The organism is Chitinophaga ginsengisegetis, assembly GCF_900168065.1.
Lineage (GTDB): Bacteria > Bacteroidota > Bacteroidia > Chitinophagales > Chitinophagaceae > Chitinophaga > Chitinophaga ginsengisegetis.
The window spans coordinates 114,130-134,702 of record NZ_FUZZ01000003.1 but is presented as its reverse complement, the minus strand read 5'-3'; the positions used below and the strand labels follow the sequence as shown (position 1 = coordinate 134,702).

Annotated in this window: 17 protein-coding genes and 1 tRNA gene; 5 read left to right on the top strand and 13 right to left on the bottom strand. The window is 46.5% G+C overall.

Going from position 1 to position 20,573, the window contains the following annotated elements; translation table 11 throughout:
• Positions 1–14: 14 nt before the first annotated feature.
• Together B5Z18_RS19095 and B5Z18_RS19090 are read right to left on the bottom strand one after the other, a co-directional pair.
• The gene (locus tag B5Z18_RS19095) at positions 15–848 is read right to left on the bottom strand and encodes a helix-turn-helix domain-containing protein (RefSeq protein WP_235015965.1); all 834 of its coding nucleotides are present in this window, start codon (positions 846–848) and stop codon (positions 15–17) included.
• A 48-nt stretch (positions 849–896) separates the two neighbouring features.
• Entirely contained in the window at positions 897–1,187 is a 291-nt protein-coding gene (locus tag B5Z18_RS19090; protein WP_235015990.1) for a winged helix-turn-helix transcriptional regulator, read from the bottom strand.
• Positions 1,188–1,359: 172 nt separating this feature from the next.
• Between B5Z18_RS19090 and B5Z18_RS19085 the strand changes: the two genes are divergently transcribed.
• On the top strand, positions 1,360–2,130 hold the full coding sequence (locus B5Z18_RS19085; RefSeq protein ID WP_079471096.1) for an SDR family oxidoreductase: 771 nt from the start codon (positions 1,360–1,362) through the stop codon (positions 2,128–2,130).
• Positions 2,131–2,202: 72 nt separating this feature from the next.
• Here the strand turns inward: B5Z18_RS19085 and B5Z18_RS19080 are convergent.
• The 11 genes from B5Z18_RS19080 to B5Z18_RS19030 all read right to left on the bottom strand — a co-directional run bounded on the left by B5Z18_RS19080 (position 2,203) and on the right by B5Z18_RS19030 (position 13,497).
• Positions 2,203–2,274, bottom strand: a tRNA-Arg gene (locus B5Z18_RS19080).
• Between the two features lie 60 nt (positions 2,275–2,334).
• The gene (locus B5Z18_RS19075) at positions 2,335–4,149 is read right to left on the bottom strand and encodes an AMP-dependent synthetase/ligase (protein ID WP_079471095.1); all 1,815 of its coding nucleotides are present in this window, start codon (positions 4,147–4,149) and stop codon (positions 2,335–2,337) included.
• 29 nt (positions 4,150–4,178) lie between these two features.
• Positions 4,179–4,466 (bottom strand): 2TM domain-containing protein, encoded by a 288-nt coding sequence (locus B5Z18_RS19070; protein WP_079471094.1) that lies wholly within the window; start codon positions 4,464–4,466, stop codon positions 4,179–4,181.
• Between the two features lie 83 nt (positions 4,467–4,549).
• Positions 4,550–5,215, bottom strand: coding sequence for a YceI family protein (locus B5Z18_RS19065; RefSeq protein ID WP_079471093.1), 666 nt, complete (start codon positions 5,213–5,215; stop codon positions 4,550–4,552).
• A gap of 60 nt (positions 5,216–5,275) precedes the next feature.
• Positions 5,276–6,931 carry a phenylacetic acid degradation protein PaaN gene (paaN, locus tag B5Z18_RS19060; RefSeq protein WP_079471092.1) on the bottom strand — a complete coding sequence of 552 codons (1,656 nt, stop codon included), beginning with the start codon at positions 6,929–6,931 and terminating at the stop codon, positions 5,276–5,278.
• Positions 6,932–7,025: 94 nt separating this feature from the next.
• Positions 7,026–8,099 carry a tetratricopeptide repeat protein gene (locus B5Z18_RS19055; protein ID WP_079471091.1) on the bottom strand — a complete coding sequence of 358 codons (1,074 nt, stop codon included), beginning with the start codon at positions 8,097–8,099 and terminating at the stop codon, positions 7,026–7,028.
• Between the two features lie 95 nt (positions 8,100–8,194).
• Positions 8,195–9,046: a CPBP family glutamic-type intramembrane protease gene (locus B5Z18_RS19050; protein ID WP_079471090.1), complete on the bottom strand. Its 852-nt coding sequence runs from the start codon at positions 9,044–9,046 to the stop codon at positions 8,195–8,197.
• A gap of 74 nt (positions 9,047–9,120) precedes the next feature.
• Positions 9,121–10,365 (bottom strand): DUF1015 domain-containing protein, encoded by a 1,245-nt coding sequence (locus tag B5Z18_RS19045; RefSeq protein WP_079471089.1) that lies wholly within the window; start codon positions 10,363–10,365, stop codon positions 9,121–9,123.
• 121 nt (positions 10,366–10,486) lie between these two features.
• The gene (serC, locus tag B5Z18_RS19040) at positions 10,487–11,596 is read right to left on the bottom strand and encodes a 3-phosphoserine/phosphohydroxythreonine transaminase (protein ID WP_227024673.1); all 1,110 of its coding nucleotides are present in this window, start codon (positions 11,594–11,596) and stop codon (positions 10,487–10,489) included.
• Between the two features lie 154 nt (positions 11,597–11,750).
• On the bottom strand, positions 11,751–12,731 hold the full coding sequence (locus B5Z18_RS19035) for a zinc dependent phospholipase C family protein (RefSeq protein ID WP_235015964.1): 981 nt from the start codon (positions 12,729–12,731) through the stop codon (positions 11,751–11,753).
• A 157-nt stretch (positions 12,732–12,888) separates the two neighbouring features.
• Entirely contained in the window at positions 12,889–13,497 is a 609-nt protein-coding gene (locus B5Z18_RS19030) for a DUF502 domain-containing protein (RefSeq protein WP_079471087.1), read from the bottom strand.
• 165 nt (positions 13,498–13,662) lie between these two features.
• Here B5Z18_RS19030 and B5Z18_RS19025 point away from each other — a divergent pair, with 165 nt between their 5' ends.
• From B5Z18_RS19025 to B5Z18_RS19010, 4 genes are read left to right on the top strand one after another with little or no spacing between them, the layout of a single operon-like run.
• On the top strand, positions 13,663–14,274 hold the full coding sequence (locus B5Z18_RS19025; protein ID WP_079471086.1) for a TetR/AcrR family transcriptional regulator: 612 nt from the start codon (positions 13,663–13,665) through the stop codon (positions 14,272–14,274).
• A gap of 4 nt (positions 14,275–14,278) precedes the next feature.
• Complete coding sequence (locus tag B5Z18_RS19020) at positions 14,279–15,637, top strand: TolC family protein (RefSeq protein ID WP_079471085.1); 1,359 nt, start codon at positions 14,279–14,281, stop codon at positions 15,635–15,637.
• A 36-nt stretch (positions 15,638–15,673) separates the two neighbouring features.
• Positions 15,674–16,798 carry an efflux RND transporter periplasmic adaptor subunit gene (locus B5Z18_RS19015; RefSeq protein WP_079471084.1) on the top strand — a complete coding sequence of 375 codons (1,125 nt, stop codon included), beginning with the start codon at positions 15,674–15,676 and terminating at the stop codon, positions 16,796–16,798.
• 29 nt (positions 16,799–16,827) lie between these two features.
• Positions 16,828–20,388, top strand: a complete 3,561-nt coding sequence (locus B5Z18_RS19010) for an efflux RND transporter permease subunit (protein ID WP_079471083.1) — start codon at positions 16,828–16,830, stop codon at positions 20,386–20,388.
• The last annotated feature ends 185 nt before the right edge of the window (positions 20,389–20,573 follow it).

The window sequence follows — 20,573 nt, the reverse complement described above, 5'->3', positions numbered from 1 at the left end:
GAAATGCTTTTGCACTAGGCTTGTACAAACGCGACAAAATCGTTGCTTACAGCCTGCTTCCCTTTCTTTGCTTTCCGCGCGAATGCCGCTGGTGTAGTGCCGCTGTAGCGTTTGAATTCCCTGCTTAGGTGGGATTGATCTGTATAGCCCAGCTCATGAGCCAGGCCGGCGATATTGGAATCCGGATAATGCCATAACCGGTTGCGTACCTGCTCAAAGCGCATCAGGCCAGATACGTCTTTAACAGTATAACCGGAGGATTGCTTGAAATTCCTTTCCAGTGTACGAACCGTTGCATGCGCCGCTGCCGCTACCTGGCTTACCGGCATAGTGCCGTTTGCAGCCGTCATAGCAGCTCCCGCTTTGAATAGCATGCTGCCAGTAGCAACCTGCGACCGTGCTTGCAGGAAGTACTGTTTTAACCGGGTCAGCGCTTCCTCTATTTTACCGGCTTCAACATACTTATTCAGCGTGGATTGAAGCTGGGCAATAGGATGATCAAATGTGCGCATGCCGCCTTTCCCGGATGGCAGTCCGAGCAAGTCAAACACCGTCCAGGGAAAACACCTGACAGCAATAATCTCTAAACGGTTTTTCGAAAAAAAATGAACAGGCTGATTGAGCAGCCCCATCATAAACGGTGAGGGCAATGGCTCCTGGCCTTCCTTGTAAGAACTGCTAAACAGGTTCCCGAAATAAAAAATAATTTCAGCATAGCCATCAGGTACTACCTCAAAATCCGGTGGTAGTTCTCCGAAGTCTATTTTGTTGTGCCAAAAGCACTTAATGGTATCCCGTAATTCTTCAGGAGGTTCAAATTCCTGGTGCTGCATTTTGGAAGATAGCATATGTGGGGGGACTTAAATAAGATAGTGGTGGCGGCGAGTGGACTGTTACTACTTCCCAACAATTTTCTTTCGGTGTACAATTCCCCAATCTGTAAGATTAGTGATTATCGTTTGTAGTGTATTGCCATGTTCTGTAAGTTCATATTGAACCGTTATGGGTTGTGTATCCAAAATGGTTCGTTTTACCAACTGGTTTATTTCTAATTCCTTTAATTCTTTACTCAACATTCTGTTGGAAATTCCGGTAATATCATTCAAAATGTCTGAAAACCGCCTTTGGCCGTAACAGCAAATAGATGAGATAATAGCAATCTTCCACTTCCCATTAAGCACGTCCATTGAATCCTGAACGGCTTTTATCCTTTTCTTTTGTTCCTGTTGAAACTCTTCTATTTTACACCCCATAATGTTACTTTGTTACACCTGTGTTACTGTTACTTTTCGGTACAAAGTTACTAAAAATAACTTTGATAGTCTAGCTTTGTCGCTCAATCATTTAAAAATGGAAATAATGAGTAGACTGAAAAACAAGGTTGCCGTGATTACAGGCGGCAATAGCGGTATAGGGTTTGGCATTGCGGAAGCATTTAAAAACGAAGGCGCAGTTGGTGCAATCGCCGGAAGGAATGAAACTACGTTAAACAAGGCTGTTGAAACCCTGGGAGGTAATTTTATAGGTGTAAAAGGAGATGTAACCAATCTTGATGACCTGGAGAACCTGTATAGGACTACAGCTGATAAGTTTGGGAAGATAGACGCATTGGTAGTGAATGCAGGTGGCGTTGTGGACGGGATTCCCCTGATGACCATAACCGATGTAACGGAAGAAGGTTACGACCGCTACATGGAGCTGAATTTAAAAAGCGCCTATTTCACCGTGAAAAAATCGCTTCCTTATTTAAATGACGGCGCTTCCATTATACTGATCGCGTCGAACGCCGCACACCGGGCTGCACCCGGAGCAACAATCTATGCCGCCGCAAAAGCAGCTGTTATTTCATTGGCCAGAGGCTTATCGCTCGATTTATTGTCGAGGAGAATAAGGGTGAATTCCATTTCACCTGGCTCAATTGATACGCCGGTTTTTGGAAAGATGGTACCACAGGAGTTCGTGGACCAGGTGAAGCAAGTCTGGATAAATCTTACGCCGCTTGGCAGGCAAGGGACGCCGGCTGAGATCGGGAAAACGGCTGTATTTTTAGCCTCCGACGATTCAACATTCATTGTAGGCGCCGATATCTTAGCGGATGGTGGTATGGCTAATGCCTTCTCAGTGAAATAAGCTTACTTGGTAACGGATTGCCTCAAAATAAAAAAGGAAAAGTGATTAATCACTTTTCCTTTTTTGTAGTTGTAGCCTCAACAGGGATCGAACCTGTATCTAAAGTTTAGGAAACTTCTATTCTATCCATTGAACTATGAGGCCAGCACTTTTTAACCCCAATTCTGGGATCGGGTGGCAAAAGTAAGGGTTTTAATTTAATATTTAAAGACTTTCTATATCTACTTTTCCACCGGCGGGGGCGTAAATACTGTCGATTTCCTTCTTGAATTTCTCCAGGATTACCTTCCGTTTTGCCTTGAGGGTAGGGGTGAGTTCACCATTGTCTACCGTCCATTCATGTGGGAGGAGGATGTATTTTTTCACCTGCTCAATATGGCTGAAAAACTGGTTGTATTTGTCTACTGCCTGTTTGTAGAGGTCCTGTACATCCGGGTTTTTCACCAATTCTTCGTTGGAGGTGGCGGTAATGCCGCGTTTCTGTGCCCAGTTGCGGAGGTTACTGAAGGAGGGAACAATCAGCGCAGCCGTGAATTTGCGGTCTTCTCCCACAATCATGATCTGTTCAATGTAAGGCGACTCCTTAAACTTGTTTTCGATGGGTTGCGGCGCCACGAATTTGCCGCCGGAGGTTTTAAAGAGTTCCTTTTTCCGGTCGGTTATTTTCAGGAATTTGTTATCGATCATTACGCCGATATCCCCGGTATGGAACCAGCCATCTTTGATGGCATCGGCAGTGAGATCGGGGCGTTTATAGTAGCCAATAGTTACATTGGGGCCTTTACAAAGGATTTCACCATCTTCCGCGAGTTTTACTTCTACTCCGTTGATAACAGGTCCTACGGTGCCAAACATGCGGTCTTCCTCATTGAAGCGGTTTACACTGATCACCGGAGACGTTTCCGTAAGGCCATACCCTTCCAGGATGGGAATGCCGCCGGCGGTGAATATCTTCAGTAAACGTACCTGGCAGGCGGCGGCGCCGTTTACAATACACTGGATGTTGCCACCGAGGGCTGCACGCCATTTGCTGAACACCAGCTTATTGGCCAGTTTGAGCTGGAGGTTATACCAGGCGCCCTGGTCTTTATTGATTTCATACCGTTTGCCGATGTCTACAGCCCAAAAGAACAGGGCTCTTTTTATGCCTTTGAGTTCAAGACCGGTAGTCATGATCTTTTCGTACACTTTTTCCAGCAGGCGGGGAACGGTAGTAAAGATGGTGGGCTTCACTTCTTTCAGGTTATCGCCAATGGTTTCCATGCTCTCCGCGTAATAAACCGGTACGCCGGCGCGGAGATACAGGTAGGTCACCATTCTTTCAAATATATGATTCAGCGGCAGAAAGCTAAGAGCCTTTGCTTCTTTATTAACGGGGAGGTAAGGCTGACAGGCCAGTACATTGCTTATCACATTGTGATGACTGAGCATTACGCCTTTTGGGGTACCGGTGGTACCGGAAGTATAGATGATGGTTACCAGTTCTTCCGGGGAAATGTTCTTCTTTATTTCATTGATCTGGTCAAAATCGGTAGTGTCGGCGAGCGCAGGGATTTCTGTCCAGTGGCGGGCGCCTTCTACTTTATTGAAGGTGAATATTTCACGGATGGAGGGGAATTTATCCCTCATGGCATTTACCTTTTCCAGCAGGTCTTTGTCGCTCACAAAAAGAATGCGCGCTTCCGCGTCATTCAGTACGTAGGCGAGTTCTGTTTCGCTGATGGTGGGGTAAATGGGTGTGAGCACGGCGCCCAGCTGCTGACATGCCAGGTCGGTGATGATCCATTCCGGTCTGTTGGGTGAAATGATGGCTATTTTATCTTTCTCCTCATTTTTTTTAATTCCCGGTCTGATACCCAGTTTGAGCAGGCCGGAGCTGAATCTGAGGGTAAGGTCCGCTACTTCTTTTGTACTATACTTTTTCCATTGCCCGTTTTCTTTTCCGGCCAGCATATCCTCTTTAGGAAAGTTGGCTAATTGGTAAGAAATCACATCAAATAGTCGTTGCGGTTGGTCCATGCTGCTGTAATTTTGTTTTGGCTCAAATATCAGATACGCGTGTGTTCCTGTTCTTTTAGCTTTTCATATTCCCCTAACGCGTCACCGAAAGGATCTTTGTGGTATGCGTTGAAATACTGGAAAGCCAGTGCGATGCCCCATCCCAGTGCAGGCCATACGGGCCAGGGAGTGCCGCTTGTTTTATCACTGTCTGTCAGAAACCATACTGCCCATAGTCCCAGGTTAATCACGAGATAGATGATCAGGTGGGACTTAAATCCTGCCCTGGCTTTTGCGATGCGCCAAAGTCGGTTATCTCTTTCTTGATTTGTTTCCATGGAAGTCAGTTTTAGGTACTAGTGATTGTACTAAATTTAAAATATTTTATTGGCTTCACGCAGAAAAAACGAAAAAAGAGGGCCTAACGGCTGGCCTTTATATCGAAAGAGATATTTACCTGTGAATTGATGAGTTTGTCCTGTAATGATTTATCTGCGCGGTAGCTGATGCCCCATTCGGTGCGATCGATGTTAAAATTAGCTATTGCGCTTATGCTGTTGTCTTTGAATATTACCCTGGCAGGGAAGGAAATGTTTTTGGTAACGGATTTAAGGGTCAGGTTCCCTTTGATAATATGGGTAGCATTCCTGAGGGTGAGTTCATCGCCATCAGTGGGATGAAAGGCAGTTACTTCAGTTATTTCAAATGTAGCGGTGGGATATTTTTTTACATCAAAAAACATTTCTCCCTTCAGTTCAGTTTCCAGCTTGCGTTTCATAGCGGAATCGCCTGCCAGGTCTATATCCTGGAGGGAACTCATATTGATGATGAACTGGCCGCCGGTAATGAGGCTGTCTTTTAGATACAATGCGCCACCGGCCAGTTTCAGGCTGCCGTAGTGTTTACCGGTAGGCTTTGTACCCACCCATCGTACCACGCTTACGGCGGTATCAGGAAGATAAGCATTGCCGGTGCCGGCCTGCACGGTTTGTGCATCGGTGATCCGGGCCTTATCTGCTTTAGGCGCCTGCTCGCATGCCATGATGCCACAGGTAACAACGAGTATTATACATAAGATTCTCTTCATAAATACTTGTATGCTTTAAAACAAGCGCCCGTTTAAAAGGGCGCTTGTCAGGAAATTGCTCTATTCCGCCAGCTCCCGGTTGCCTACCCACACGAACCTTTTCACAATAAATTCCTGGTTGGTAAAGCTGGCATTACCTGCCGGATTACCGCCCGTAACATGGAAATCAGAAAATGCAGCGTGCTGGTTTACCCAGATAAACCCGGTAAGATTAAAAGATACCGGTGTGAAAACACTGTTCATTTCTTCTGCTATTTTTTCTTTGGCAGATGGATCTGTGGTATAAGCCCCGCAGGTAATGGCACCATATTTTGATGCCATCTGTTTAGCCAGTTGTATACTATGTGCGGTGTCCCTGGTTTTGATGATCAGGATCACCGGTCCGAAAAGTTCTTTCTCATAGATGGCAGTATCGGCGCTGGTTACTTCTAAAATAGTAGGAGCGCATACCCTTGCATTGGAGAATTCTTCATTCACTACCGGGGTGCCTTCCAGGATCACTTTTCCTCCGAGGTGGCGTGCTTCCTGTGCGCGGGTAAGGGTACTGTCGTTTTGTATGGCGCCCAATGTGCCTGCGCCCATCTTCGGATGGTTTACCAGGCCCACTACCGCCTCCTTGAACTTTTGCACCACGTCATTGAAAGGCACCTGGCCATTGGCGGTTTTGATGCCTTGTTCGGGGATGAAAAAGTTTTGCGGCGCAGTACACATCTGCCCGGAATATAAGCTAACAGAAAAGGCAAGGTTCTGAATTACGGCATCGAGGTCGGTTACGCTGTCGAGGATCACTGAATTAACGCCGGCTTTTTCTGTAAATACTGTTTTGCCCGGGAGTGATTCCACATAGTTGCCGAAGGCGCTGCCGCCGGTATAATCAATCAGTTTCACGTCGGGGTGTCCGCACAGCTCTTTTGCAATAAGATGATCGGAGCTATCTGCCGCAAGCTGGCAAAGGTTCGGATCATAGCCGTTATCCTGTAATGATTGCTGGATGGCGCTCACGGCAATGGCTATAGGCAGCACTGCTTTCGGGTGCGGTTTCACAATCACGGGATTGCCGGTGATCAGGTCGGCATAAACGCCGGGAAGTGTGTTCCACACCGGGAATGTAGAACAGCCAATTACTACACCCGGCCCCTTGGGTATTGGTTTAAAAGTTTTGTAGAGTTTGATACTGGTTTTACCCATTGGTTTTTCCCAGGTCAATGTGGGCGGGTATCGCTGCAGTTCGTGATAGCCGGTGGCTACTGCTTCGAGTGCGCGGTCGTTTGCATGCGGACCGGAAGCCTGGAAGCTCATCATAAAGCTCTGGCCGGTAGTGTGCATGGTGGCGTTGGCAATATCAAAAAAGTAGTCCTTTATCCTTTCCAGCGTTTCGGTGAGAATACCGGCTCTTTCGGCTACCGGTACTTTTGCCCAGCTTTTGCCCGCTTCTGTGGCTTTCTTCAGCAGGTCGCCTATAGCAAAAACGGGGTAGGTAACGCCCAGCACTTCGCGGGTGTAAGGGGATACTTCTTCTCCGCTCCAGCCGGTTTCGCCGGTTTGCAGTAATTGTTTGAAAGGTTTCCCCAGTAATTGCTGATAGCTCTGTACGCCTTTGGCATGGGCTTCTTCACCGTAAGCTTTGGGATGCTCCGGGTATTGCGAATAGAAGGTTCGTTCGTGGTTCGCCTTTACAGCATTGTCGATAATGTTTTGGTGTTTGTTAACGAGCATATTCAGATTTTGAGATTTACAATTTACGGATTTAGTCATTCAGTTGCTACAGCAACTAATTGACTAAACCGGTAAATCAAAAAATATCTAAATACTAATACCCGGAATTGATCAGCGTAAACCTTCCATCGTTGTAATATTCATCAGGCTTCGGCTTTAATGGATTGCTGCGCTGAAATTTCAGGAAAGCATCATAGTCGGTTTTATGTAATCCTACCCACGCTTTGTAGCTGGCCTGGTTGGCTGACGGGCCAAACAGCCATTGGTTATACGATTCAAACATTCCTTCCCGTAGCAGGCTGCGCTGATAGTCGAAAAGGGCGTACGGATATTTCATACCGTAAAAGTTGTACCAGTCCAGTAAAAAGCGGGTACGTACCATAATTAACACATCAGGATCTATACCACCCGTTACTACACTGATTTGTTTGCCCATACAGGCTTTATATGCTTCTACAAATGCGTTGCTGCCTTTTTTGCCCTTCTTATCCTCTGGTATGGCACTTTCAAACAGCGAAGGGTCATTGAATAACTTTTTATAAGATTCCAATACAATATTCCTGATTTCTGCCGTGCGGGTGGTGAAACTTTCCATATTCATGAAGGTTTCGCCGTAGAGTATGCACCACAACGGATTATTGCTGAAGTCGTATGTTTTGGTGGCATTGTAATAGTTGCCGGGAAACCCGGGATCCTGCTCAATACCTTTGATCCAGCTCCGGAGGGCGCCGTCATACATTTTGAAGTTCATCAGCAGTGTGCCGTTATCGTTGTACAATTCACCGCTATTCGGGAATTTTTTGATGGCGCGCTCAAACATGCGTTGTGCCGTTTTCCACTCTTCCCTTCCCACATAAATATTTCCTGCAATCTGGAATACCTGTACGTCTGCTTCTTTGCTGCCAAGTAGTGGCTCAATGATGCTTTTTGCTTTTACAAGGTCTCCTTTCAGGTAATAAGTAAAACCAAGTTGTTTCTTTAATTCAAAATTATCTGGTTCCAGTTGTAACGCCTGGTTCAGTACCAGTATGGCATTGGAATAATCTCCTCCACGAATAAAGCCTGTGGCTGTATTATACAGCTCTTTGGCATCCTGTGCAACTGCAACCTGTGAAAATAAAACTCCCGCAACAAAAAGTGCTTTCAATAAAGAAGACCGTATGTTCATCCCTGTCTGTCGTTTGCTGTAAAAGTAAGGAAAATGGGGTAATGTCCCACAGATCAATCCATGAGAAGGGAGATAGAAGGGATATGTTTCTTATATTACTTTATTGCTTTATTTGTTGACGGGAGACTTGTTTGCAGAACAATAATGCAGAGGATGGCAATAATACCAGCCGCGCCCACCCAAACAGGCGAACGTAATGCCTGTTGTACATATGTATTAAATTGATCCTGCAGGATAAATACCAGCAGGGCGGGTATAAGACCGCATAATACCTGCATATAAAAGGTATTACCGAGGTTGTCTGTTTTCAGATATATCCACGACAGCATCAGGGAAAAGGAGGTGGTATATAGCAATGTGTAAGGAGACAGGCTGAAGGCAAAGCTGATAGCAGCTACATTTAAAAGGGCTTTTACCGGAGAATAGTTTTTAAGGAAACTATCCAGGATCACTCCTCTCATCAGGCTTTCCTGGATAAACGGATCAATGAGGAAATAAATAAAGCAATAGAATACCGGTTTTTCCCGGATCAGTAAAAAAACGGAGTCCCATTCCTGGAATGCGCTCAGATGAATCCATTCCTGGACGCCAAATGTAAATAAATAGAGGGAAAACATCAGGAAGGGACCTGTCAGCAATACGGCCACAGAAGGCGTTCTGAAGGGGAGTATATAATCAGGTTCTATTTTCTTTTTCCTGTTGTAGCTGTAAATCAGCATCACCAGTAACAGGCTGCAATAGATGGGTATTGTGATCAGGCTGCTCAGCAACTTGTCGTTTATAATGCCCGGGTAGGCAAGCGTGGCGGCAATATAAAAAGTGATGAACACTACCAGGCTATAAACGGGTATCAGCCATGCGTGCCCCAGTGTGGGATAAAACTTCTTCTTTTCTGCGAGTAAGGGATCATCATCAAAGATAGAGTGGGTGTTGTCAGTTGTTTTCATGGGTTGGGTATAAGGGAGTGATGAAATAAAAAGCTTCCCCGGCGGATAAATCAGCGGGGAAGCGTATAGTATATTTAAATAATATGCGTAATCAGTCCATCGCGTAACTTGGGCTCAAACCAGGTGCTTTTCGGCGGCATTACATTTCCACTGTCGGCAATATCAAACAATTGCTGAATGGTTACCGGGAAAAGGGCGAATGCTACTTTCATTTCGCCGCTATCTACGCGTTTCACCAGTTCGTTCAATCCGCGGATACCGCCTACGAAGTCGATGCGTTTATCGGTGCGCTGGTCTTTGATGCCCAGCAGTTTGTCCAGTATGTTATTGGAAAGGATGGTTACATCCAGGATGCCGATGGGATCGGTGGTGTAGGTACCTTCTTTTGCAACCAGGCGGTACCACCTGCCATCGAGGTACATGCTGAATTCATGCAGCATGGAGGGCTGTTGCGGCAGGTGCCCGATTTCTTCCACGGTAAAATCGTAGTCCAGGCGGGAGAGGAGTGCTTCCTTACTCAGGCCGTTAAGATCTTTCACCACGCGGTTATAATCCAGGATGGCCAGCTGGCTGGCCGGGAAAATGGTGGTGAGGAAATAGTTAACGGGGTTATCTACTGAGGTGATCTTCCCTTCTTTTTCAAATGCAGCCTGTACGAGGCTGGCGGAAGCGGCGCGGTGATGGCCGTCGGCGATATAGGTGCAGGGCACCTTTTCGGCGAACAGGGTAGTGATGTCCTGGATGGCAGCGGGAGTATTGATCACCCATATGGTGTGTTGGATGCCATCTTCGGCGGTGAAATCATACACTGGTTTGTTGTGTTCCTGCCAGTGGTCAACCAGGGCGTTTACTTCCGGTACATCGTTGTAAGCGAGGAATACGTTGCCGGTTTGCGCTTTGGTGGTTTTAATATGATTAATGCGATCCAGTTCTTTATCGGGCCGGGTAAACTCGTGTTTTTTGATGATGCCGTTGTTATAGTCTGATATGGCGGAAACGCATACCAGTCCGGTTTGTGCGCGGTCATTCATTACCAGTTTATAGATATAATAGGCCGCTTGTGGTTCCAGGAAAAGGGTACCTTCCTGAACCATGCGGTGCAGGTTTTCCGCTGCTTTATCATATACGGGCTTACTGTGGGTATCTGTTCCTTCGGGCAGATCTATTTCAGATTTTGAAACATGATAATATGAGTAGGGGTTACCGGATGCCGCTGCTTTGGCTTCTTCCGAGCTGAGTACGTCGTACGGCCTTGCAGCTACTTTTGCTGCCAGATCTTCTGTAGGCCTTAATCCGTTAAAGGGTCTGATAATAGCCATGATGTAGATATGTGTGAGTGGTAAATGTAATAATAAAAAAATTACGGATTACCGCTAACGAATTACGGAGTTGCAGTCAGGGGATCTGTCTGCAACTCCGTAATACAATAAGGATATTTTCTTATGCCTTTTTCAGGGAGAAGTATTTCATGGCTTCCACCATTACTTCAACGCTTTCATATGGCAATGCGTTATACATAGATACGCGGAATCCGCCGGAGAGACGGTGTCCTTTGATACCAACGATATCTTCTTTCTTGCAGAATTTCAGGAATTCTTCTTCCATTTCCGGTTTATCCATGATGAAGCAGGCATTCATTTTACTACGGTCTTCTTTCACTACAGTGCCGCGGAACAGCGGGTTGTGATCGATTTCATCGTAGAGGAGTGCTGCTTTTTTATCATTGATTTTTTCAATGGCCGGGATACCTCCCTGCTCTTTGAGCCAGCGGAGTGTGAGCATGGAAATGTACACAGCGAATACGGGAGGGGTGTTCAGCATAGAACCATTTTCTATGTGGTTCCTGTAATCCAGTATGGCTGGTATTTTGCGCGTTACCTTGCCCAGTATGCTTTTGCGTACAGCTACCATTGTAGCGCCTGCGGCGCCCATGTTTTTCTGTACACCGGCATAGATCAGCGAGTACTTGTTAAAGTCCATGCTGCGGCTCATGATGTCACTGCTCATATCTGCTACCAGGGGTACGTCGGTAACAGGTGTCATTTGCCACTGTGTACCATAGATGGTATTGTTAGTGGTAATGTGCAGATAACTTGCCTTTGGGGGGATGGTGAACTGTTTGGGAATGTGATTGTAGTTGCTTTCTTTGGAGCTCGCCACAACGTCGGCGAAGCCAAACAATTTTGCTTCTTTGATGGCCTTGTTGGACCATACTCCGGTATCCACATATGCGGCAGATTCGCTGCTTTCCAGCAGGTTCATTGGCACCTGCATAAACTGCGTGGTGGCTCCGCCATGTAAAAAGAGTACTTCAAAGTCGTCATCAAGCTGCATCAGTTCCCTCACCAGGTTGCGCGCCTCGTCCATCACCGCTATAAACGGTTGCGTTCTGTGGCCAATTTCCAGTATAGACATCCCTGACCCTTCAAAGTCAATCAGAGCTTTACTGGCCTTGTACAATACCTCGTTGGGTAATACAGAAGGACCTGCGTTAAAATTATGCACCTTCATGTTGCGATTCAGATTAAATTCATTTTTTGATCTTTCCACTTTGTTTTGGTTTTTCTAAGGAAACGGAAAAAAAACGGCACGGGTGTTTTAAAACCAGTAAGGCGCGTGGTGTAGGACAGGCTAAAAGATGGTACGGGCAAAGATAAAATTTCTTTTCTAATTATTAAGTATTAGCATAAATATTTTAACCGGCTCATTCCTCCCTCACCGGCAGCTTACCCTCCAGCCATTGACGCTGCAGCAGCTCCATCTCCTGTACCTCCTCCGGGGTAAGGACGGTGTGGTTCAGCTCCTGCAAAGAGGGCTGTCCCGCATTTACCCAGGCGGTGTACCAGGCTGCAGCCACGGCGGCTATTGCATTTTTCATCCTTCGTTCAACCATGTCGCCCATCGAAAGCGCGTATGCTTTCGTATAGTCTTCTGCGTAAGTACGGATTAATACCCCATTCCGGTTTTCATATCCGTAACGCCTGCCCGGCGGAAATTTTTCACTAAGCCGCTTTTCGTAAGCCAGTACTGTATCTGCGGCCATTCCGCTTACCCTGATAATGTCCCAGATGTATTTACGGGGTTCGGATATATACACGGCTTTTCCGGCCCAGTAATCGAACGTTTTATCTGCCAGTAATTCCGGGATGCGGGATTCCCATAAACCGTGAATGCCCTGCTGGCCGGTAAACTGGCCGTTATGATTGGAGCAAACATGAAGGGGCACGTGTGCATCTGCAATATAATGCCCCAGCTCAGCGGAGAGCCGGAGGATGCGCTGCTGGTCCTTTTCCCGGAATGCGGCGGTGAGCATGGCCATCATCTTTTCAAGATGCCAGGGCAAAATACCGTTGCGGTTCAGGGAGTCGGCGGAATATTTAGTTACCGCATCGGCCCAGTTGCGGGGAATCTGCGCGTAGGGCGGTTTGTCGAACAGGTCGATATCAATGTAGTGCCGCGCGCCTTCCGCGGCTACCGCGTAGCGGCGCTTATCCGGATCGGTGGCATGCGCCGTGATGTATTCCAGTTGCGGCTTGTAGAGGATCATCATTTCCGGCGGCAGGCAAAATACAGCCAGCCGGTTGATCCGCTGATGTGCAAAAAATCCCCATGCACAAACATCTGTACAGGAAAATATGATTACAGTAAATAATACGGGAATCCGTAGCCAGGTGTGGGTTAACATGTCACTATATTTTTGGGAAGACGAATATAGCGAAAAAAAAGTATGCTGATATTTTATCTCCAGGGATAATAAAATATCAGCATTGTTATACAGACAAATAATTTAAGCACGCTTCAACTACGGGGTATCTACGCTTCATCTACGACGCATCCCCGGATCAGATATGCGTAACGCCGCCGCTTACGGCAAACTTCATGGCTTCGCCGGCAGAAACGTTGGTGAGTGGTTTAACCCGCTCTTTCGGCACCATAAACACCTTACCGGTAATGGCATAGGCGTGCGGTACATATACTGCCATATATCCCTCGAGGCCCAGGTTGCTGACATCTGTCTGCGTAATGAACCCCATCTCCCAAACATCCACTCCGTATATCTGCACCAGCACCGGATGGTCAAATTTTTTCTTTTCTCCTACAAACGCATCAAAAACATCTTTGATAGAAGTATAGATGTATTTGATAAAAGGCGTACGCTCCAACAGGTGGTCGAACAAATCAAAGATCCGCCCGATAATAAAGGAGGAGCTGAGATAACCTACCACGATGATCAGCAGCAGTACCAGTGCAAATCCTACTCCTTTGTACTTCAGAAAACTGAAAGAGGCGCCTTCCGGAATCAGCTCTTTCGGAATAATATTATCAATAGTAATAAAGGCCCAGTACAAGGTAAGCGCAGTAATACCAATGGGCGCCAGAATGAGCAATCCCTGAAAGAAGTAACGCAGCAATCTTGATGCAAATACTTTTAATCTAAGCTTTGGCGACATGGTTTGTGATTAGGGCTGCAAATTAGACAATAAAGCTTAAAGGAGGAAGTAAGGGCGGTTAATTGAATGTTGCCACATTTAAAAAAATAATACTGGAAACTTTGGAAGTTTGGAAAGTTTCCATAGTTTTGTCCTGCATAACAACAGGGTTAATGCTGCAAATTTATGGAAGTACAGGAACGTATTATGGACACGGCTTTTGGCCTTTTTCGTCAGTTTGGTACCCGCTCTATTACGATGGATGACATCGCTGAAAGAATGGGGATCTCAAAGAAAACGCTTTACGCCCACTTCACCGACAAGGACGATATGGTTTGCCAAACCATCGGCCGGTTCATAAATATTATTATTGAAGACTGTATTGAAGACCGGAAAAAATCGAAAGACGCCATTGATGAGTTATTCCTGGTGATGGACATGCTGGATCGCCGCCTGCGCAATATGAACCCTGTCATTCTCCTGGACCTGCAGAAATTTCACTCCAAAGCCTACCAGCTGTTCCTCGACTACCGGAACAATACCCTGGCCACCATGATCCGTGAAAATATGGAAAGAGGCATCAGTGAAAAAGTATACCGGCCCGACATCGACATTAAAATACTGACCCAATACAGGATATACGCTTGTATGATCTGTTTTCAACCGGAAGTGTTCCCTGGCGCCAATGATATGAACAAAGTGCAGAAAGTGTTGCTGGAGAATTTTTTATATGGGGTGGCTTCCGTAAAAGGATACCAGCTTATTGAAGAATATAAACAACTATCGCAAAATAAATAACACTATGCTATCAATCAAAAGGCTCACCAGTATGGCTTTTGGGGTGTGGCTGTTGTCGCTGGCCACCATCGCCGGCGCCCAGCAGCAGGTTTCGCCTGAACCCATCCGTTTGTCTGCCAAAGAAGCGGTAGACTACGCACTGGCTAATCAGAGCACCGTTAAAACCGCTAAACTGGACGAACTCATCCAGCTGGCCAAGAACAAGGAGGTGAGCGGTTTGGCATTGCCCAACATCGCTGGTACCGGTTCTTACCAGTACAACCCGATTCTCCAGAAACAGATGTTTAGTACAGCGAACTTTGGCGGACCCAAAGATTCCTTTAGCGTAGTTTCCTTCCAGCTGACCCATAATATGGTCGGTGAAGTGAGACTTACACAAACGCTCTTCGATCCCAGCGTACTCGTAGCTTTACAGGCCCGTAAAACACTGGAAGAACTCGTATCACAGGGCGTGACAAAAGCGGAAATAGATGTAAAATCCACTGTGTACAAGGCCTATTACAATGTACTGTCGGCCAACAAGGCTTTGACCATCCTTTCCGAAAACATCAGTTCCCTGGAAAAGATCCTCAATGAAACCAAAGAGATCTATAAAAACGGCCTCGCGGAAAAACTGGATGTAGACCGCCTGGTGGTACAATACACCAACCTGCAAACAGAACAAACCAAACTCCGTAACCTGATTGAAATTGGTACCGCTTCGCTGAAATACCAGATGGGCATGCCACTGAAACAGGCTATAACGTTAACGGATACACTTTCTACAGAAAGGATTGCTGCAGATGTGCTGGATATGGATAAATTCGACTACTCACAGCGGATAGAATACCAGTTGCTGCAAACACAAAAGAAAGCAAATGAATATGATCTGAAAAGATATAAGCTGAAAGGTTTACCCTCCCTGCAACTGTTCGGTTCTACCGGCGCACTCCGGGGTAGCGAAAAGCTTGATTACTTCCAGAACCAGATGTGGTACGGTTATGTAAACACAGGACTGAACCTCTCTGTTCCTATTTTCAGTGGGATGCAACGCAAACGCCAGGTAGACCAGGCATGGCTGGCAGTAAAGAAAAGTGAAGTGGCCATTGAAAACGCAAAGCTGGGCATCGACCTGGAAAGGGAACAATCGTACTCCACTTTCCGCAACAACGTACTCACGCTGGAAGCACAGGAGAAAAACATGGAGCTGGCGCAGGACGTGTATAACACCACCCAGATCAAATACAGGGAGGGCGTAGGTTCCAGCCTGGAAATGACCACCGCTGAAAACGATCTGCTCACTGCACAGAATAATTATTTCACTGCATTGTTTAACGCTATTGTAGCCAAAGTAGATCTGCTGAAATCGTACGGCAAACTATAAGCTTCATTATTTCAATCACCATTCACTACTAACTATATGATCAAAAAATATTCTTTCCTGATCCCTTTTATTACCCTGGTGCTCGCAGCCTGCGGTGGTGGCGGAAATAAAGCTGAACAGCTGGAGAAGCTGAAACAGGAGAAAGTAAAATATAACGAAAACATCGACAAAAAAATAGCCGCGCTGGAAAAAGAAGTGGGTGTGAAAGATACCACGGCGCAGAAAATGAAAGATGTAACCGTAACTGCTATCACGGATACCATATTTGAACATTATATAGATGTGCAGGGAAGTGTGGACGCCCGTGAAAACGTAAACGTTTCCGCCCGCGTACCGGGAGTAATTACCAACATTTTTGTAAGAGAAGGACAGGCAGTAAAACAGGGACAAACACTGGCCCAGGTAGACGACCAGGTGCTGAGAGCCAACATGGCCGAACTCCGCACCCAGATGGATCTGGCTAACACCCTGTTTGAAAAACAGAAAAATCTGTGGTCACAGAAAATAGGTTCTGAGGTACAGTATCTCAATGCCAAAAACCAGAAAGAAAGCCTGGAAAGGAAGATGGCTACCCTGCAGGATCAACAATCGCAAACCCGCATCATTGCACCTATCAGCGGTACCGTAGATGCGGTAATTGCTAAAGTAGGCGACAATGCAGCGCCGGGCGCACCTGCCTTCCGCGTGGTAAACGCCAACAACCTGAAAGTAACTGCCAACGTAGCAGAAGCTTACGCCGGTTTGCTGAAATCAGGCGACGCAGTGATCTTGTCTTTCCCGGATATTAACCGTGAAATACGCAGTACTATTGGTTTTGCTTCCAGGACCATTGATCCGCTGAGCCGCACCATCAAAGTTGAAGTGCCGCTGAAACCCGACGCAGGCCTGCGTCCTAACATGATTGCCCGCATCAGGATCGTAGATTATACCGCTAAAAACGCGGTAGTGATCCCGGTAAGCGTGATCCAGTACACCTCCGGAAAACCATATGTAATGGTAGCGCAGAATGCCAATGGTAAAATGGTGGCACAACGCAAAACAATAGATATGGGCCGCACATACAACGATAAGGCTGAAATAAAGAGTGGTTTGACAACAGGTGATAAAATTATCACCACCGGTTTTCAGGGGTTGAACGATAACGACCTGATTAAATTATAAAGCTGAATCAAACAGCTAAAACCAAGTGTATGCAAGACAATCTCCATAAAGAATTTAAGCCTACCAGCTGGTCCATTGATAATAAGGTGAGCGTATACGTAGCCACCATTATCATTGCATTGGCAGGTATACTTTCCTATATTAACCTGCCGAAGGAACAGTTCCCGGAGGTAGTGTTCCCGCAGTTCTATATCAATACCATTAACGCCGGTACTTCCCCGGAAGATATGGAAACAACGGTAACCAAACCGATAGAAAAACAATTAAACGGCATCTCCGGTGTAAAGAAGATCAAGAGTACTTCCATGCAGGATTTCTCTGCGATCACCATCGAGTTCAATGCCAATGAAGATATTGAAGCTGCCCGTCAGCAGGTGCGTGAAAAAGTAGATGATGCGAAGAAAGATCTGCCGAAGGACCTGACCCAGGAACCGCAGATTGTGAAGATAGATGTGTCGCAGATTCCTATCATGAACGTAAACCTTTCCGGCGACTTCGATCTGCAAACACTGAAAAAGTATGCAGATGACATGAAAGACCGGATTGAAGCGTTGAATGAAATTACCCGTGTAGACCTCGTAGGTGAACTGGAACGCGAAATCCAGATCAACGTGGACAAATACAAAATGGACGCGGCGCAGATCAGCTTCGAAGATATCATCGGCGCCATCCAGGGAGAAAACATCACCATCTCCGGTGGTCTTGTTGCGATGGATGGTCAGAAACGTACCCTGAGTGTAAAGGGAGAATATAAAGACCCGGCAAGAATAGGTAACATCATTGTACGCGGCCAGTCCGGCGCAACGGTATACCTGAAAGATATTGCCAACGTGGTAGATGGTTTCCTGGAACAGGAAAGCTATGCACGCCTCGGCGGTAAAAATGTAATCACCCTCAACGTTATTAAACAGAGCGGTAAAAACCTGATCGACGCATCCGATAAGATCCAGGCGATTACAAAAGACATGAAGGAAAATTACTTCCCTAAAAACCTGGAAGTAACCATCACGGCAGATCAATCTAAATCTACCCGTGTAACCCTGCATGACCTGATCAATACCATCATTATCGGCTTCCTGCTGGTAACAGTGATCCTCATGTTTTTCATGGGAGCGGTGAACGCGATCTTCGTGGCATTATCCGTACCAATTTCCATGTTCATTGCATTTTTACTGATGCCGATGTACGGATTTACATTAAACATGATGGTGCTGTTCTCCTTCCTGCTGGCATTGGGTATTGTGGTGGATGATGCCATTGTGGTGATAGAAAACGTACACCGTATTTATAACCAGCGAAAGGACCTGGGCATTGTGAAGGCAGCAAAGATAGCTGCGGGAGAAGTGTTCCTGCCGGTATTTTCCGGTACCCTTACAGTGCTGGCGCCGTTTGTGCCACTGCTGTTCTGGCCTGGTGTGATCGGTAAGTTCATGTTCTACCTGCCGGTTACGCTGATCACTACACTGGGTGCGTCCCTGGTGGTGGCCTATATCATTAACCCGGTGTTTGCAGTGGATTTCATGGACAGGCATGAAGGGGAGAATCATCCCAAGCCTAAGTTTGATAAGAAATTCACGATCCTCTCCGCCGTGTTTGCCTTCCTGGCCCTGGTGGGTTATGCCAATGGCAGCATGGGTGTGGGCAACTTTGTAGTATTCCTTTACCTGGTGATTGTACTGGAACGTTTCTGGTTAGGTGGCGTGGCACGCCGCTTCCAGCACGGATTCTGGCCCAAAGTGCAGGATCGTTACAAACGCATATTGCAGTGGTGTTTGCTGGGATGGCGCCCGGTATGGATTGTAGTGGCCACGTTTGGATTGCTGATCTTCAGTATTATGCTAACGGCTATACGAAATCCGAAAGTAGTGTTCTTCCCGCAGGCAGATCCCAACTTCATCTATACTTATATAGAGTTACCCAATGGTACTGATCAGAAGTATACCGATTCTATCACCAACCTGGTAGAAAAGCGTATCACTAAGGTAGTGGGTGAAAAGAACCCGATAGTGGAATCTATTATTTCCAATGTGGCCAAAGGCGCCGGCGATCCTTCACAGATGGATCTCAGCGTGCAGCCGCAGAAAGGTAAAGTAACGGTAGCCTTCGTGGAATTTGGTGCGAGGGATGGGCAGTCGACCGTACAATATCTTGATAAAATCCGTAACGCGGTAAAAGGTATCCCGGGTACCAATATCACGGTAGAGCAGGAGCAGGGTGGTCCGCCAACCGGTAAGCCTATCAATATTGAAATCAGCGGCGATAATTTTGATGAGCTGACCAGTTCTTCGTTCAGACTTAAACGTTATCTCGATTCCCTGCAGATTGCGGGTGTGGAGGAACTGAAGAGCGATTTTGAAGATAATAAACCGGAGATCGTGGTGAATATTGACCGCGAGCGGGCGAATGCAGAAGGTATTTCCACCCGTCAGATTGGTGGCGCCCTCCGTACAGCGCTGTTTGGATTTGAGGCTTCCAAGATCCGTGATGCGAAGGATGAGTATAAGATTATGGTAAGATTAAATGAGGATCAGCGGAATAATATCAATAACCTGATGAACCTCAACCTGGTATACCGCGACATGAATATGGGCGGGGCAATACGCCAGGTGCCGTTGTCGGCGGTAGCGGATATTCATTATTCCAATACTTATGCGGGTATTAAGCGTATCGACCAGAAACGCGTAATTACCCTGTATTCCAACATCTTAACCGGTGCAAATGCGAATGAAGTGGTGCAGCATATTGAAACATCCCTGAAGGACTTTACCCATCCGAATTCTGTGACTATTAAGATGACCGGTGAACAGGAAGACCAGCAGGAAACCATGAACTTCCTGATGATGGCGATGCTGGGTGCATTTGGGCTGATCCTGATGATTATGGTGACCCAGTTTAACTCCATCGGCCGCCCGATGATCATCTTTATGGAGATCCTGTTCAGTATTATAGGCGTGTTCCTGGGCTTCTCCATCTTTAAAATGGATATTTCCATTGTAATGACGGGCGTGGGTATTATGGCCCTGGCGGGTATTGTGGTACGTAATGGTATTGTACTGGTAGAGTTCACCGATTTGTTGATCCAGCAGAAGATGCCGGTATATGAAGCGGTGGTGGAAGCGGGTCGTACCCGTATGACGCCGGTAATATTAACGGCTATTGCTGCTATTTTGGGTCTTATCCCGCTGGCAGTGGGCTTTAACATCGACTTTGCCGCGTTGTTCAGTGAGTTTAAGCCGCATATCTTCTTTGGTGGGGATAACGTGGCGTTCTGGGGCCCGCTGGCCTGGACAATGGTGTACGGGTTGATTTTTGCGACCTTCCTGACCCTGGTACTGGTGCCGGTGATGTACGCGATGAACAAGCGTTCCATTGACGTGCTGGATAGGTTTAACATGCCACGGTGGCTGAAGTACGTGCCTTTCCTGGTGCTGATCATCAAAGCGGTGTTCATGAAACGGGATGAGGTGAGGAAAATGCACGATCCGAAGTACCTGTCGCCAAAACCATATGATTTCTTCCCGGAGCCGGAGATTGCTGAAGAGGAGCCGGTATTGGGGAAGAAGAAAGTGGATGGTATCTCCGTTAATTAAGTTTTTTTTTCAATACAGTGTAACAGTTGTAGGTTAACAGTCTCCGTCCCGATTCTTCGGGACGGATTTTTTTCGTATATTACGGCCGGAAAGACTTTTTTTCTTTCATTAACAAATTTTAACATTTGGAATGAGTGGCATTTGGAAAGCCTTTATTACTTTTGACCCCTCAGACAGTTGTTGAC

Coding starts and splice junctions, on each gene's coding strand:
- B5Z18_RS19085 (WP_079471096.1), top strand. CDS start 1,360: ATGAGTAGACTGAAAAACAAGGTTGCCGTGATTACAGGCGGCAATAGC.
- B5Z18_RS19090 (WP_235015990.1), bottom strand. CDS start 1,187: ATGGACGTGCTTAATGGGAAGTGGAAGATTGCTATTATCTCATCTATT.
- B5Z18_RS19070 (WP_079471094.1), bottom strand. CDS start 4,466: ATGGAAACAAATCAAGAAAGAGATAACCGACTTTGGCGCATCGCAAAA.
- B5Z18_RS19035 (WP_235015964.1), bottom strand. CDS start 12,731: ATGTTAACCCACACCTGGCTACGGATTCCCGTATTATTTACTGTAATC.
- B5Z18_RS19015 (WP_079471084.1), top strand. CDS start 15,674: ATGATCAAAAAATATTCTTTCCTGATCCCTTTTATTACCCTGGTGCTC.
- B5Z18_RS19065 (WP_079471093.1), bottom strand. CDS start 5,215: ATGAAGAGAATCTTATGTATAATACTCGTTGTTACCTGTGGCATCATG.
- B5Z18_RS19010 (WP_079471083.1), top strand. CDS start 16,828: ATGCAAGACAATCTCCATAAAGAATTTAAGCCTACCAGCTGGTCCATT.
- B5Z18_RS19025 (WP_079471086.1), top strand. CDS start 13,663: ATGGAAGTACAGGAACGTATTATGGACACGGCTTTTGGCCTTTTTCGT.
- B5Z18_RS19020 (WP_079471085.1), top strand. CDS start 14,279: ATGCTATCAATCAAAAGGCTCACCAGTATGGCTTTTGGGGTGTGGCTG.
- B5Z18_RS19075 (WP_079471095.1), bottom strand. CDS start 4,149: ATGGACCAACCGCAACGACTATTTGATGTGATTTCTTACCAATTAGCC.
- paaN (WP_079471092.1), bottom strand. CDS start 6,931: ATGCTCGTTAACAAACACCAAAACATTATCGACAATGCTGTAAAGGCG.
- B5Z18_RS19045 (WP_079471089.1), bottom strand. CDS start 10,365: ATGGCTATTATCAGACCCTTTAACGGATTAAGGCCTACAGAAGATCTG.
- B5Z18_RS19095 (WP_235015965.1), bottom strand. CDS start 848: ATGCTATCTTCCAAAATGCAGCACCAGGAATTTGAACCTCCTGAAGAA.
- B5Z18_RS19055 (WP_079471091.1), bottom strand. CDS start 8,099: ATGAACATACGGTCTTCTTTATTGAAAGCACTTTTTGTTGCGGGAGTT.
- B5Z18_RS19030 (WP_079471087.1), bottom strand. CDS start 13,497: ATGTCGCCAAAGCTTAGATTAAAAGTATTTGCATCAAGATTGCTGCGT.
- B5Z18_RS19050 (WP_079471090.1), bottom strand. CDS start 9,046: ATGAAAACAACTGACAACACCCACTCTATCTTTGATGATGATCCCTTA.